Source organism: Enterobacter sp. Ag1, assembly GCA_000277545.1.
Classification (GTDB): domain Bacteria; phylum Pseudomonadota; class Gammaproteobacteria; order Enterobacterales; family Enterobacteriaceae; genus Cedecea.
In genome coordinates this window covers 1-382 of record AKXM01000023.1, presented here as the reverse complement: position 1 = coordinate 382, position 382 = coordinate 1, and the positions used below count along the sequence as shown (strand labels likewise).

Sequence of the window (382 nt, the reverse complement as noted above, 5' to 3'; positions counted from 1 at the left end):
CAGGAATGAAAATAAAAGAAATGCAGGAAGAATTATCGGGATGCCTTCAGTACTGAAGTACAGCCAGCTACGGAGGGTCGAATAAGCCGACACCCTGATATCACCTGCCTGTATTTGTAGCGAGGTAAGAACTTCGTGGTCACCCCGGGGGCCCCCCAGGGTGACAGACCGCCCGTGCCCTGCCTGTAGTGCGTAGTTCAGGTGGGTATTACCGGCCATCACCTTAATCAGCTCCCGCATGTAACGGGTGTCCAGTACCGTATAGGCGTAAATATTTTCCTTCAGCATCCGGGTATAGACAATCACAGAGTCGCCGTGGCCGGGGTTCATCGAGATTGATGAGGCCACTGCCGGCATATTCCCGTCAGACACACTCACATCC

At 53.4% G+C, this 382-nt stretch carries 1 protein-coding gene; it reads right to left on the bottom strand.

The genetic code is table 11. The features are described from left to right. On the bottom strand, nucleotides 1–348 hold a 348-nt coding region (locus A936_RS23750; RefSeq protein ID WP_237717576.1), incomplete at its 3' end, for a hypothetical protein. Nucleotides 349–382 lie beyond the last annotated feature (34 nt).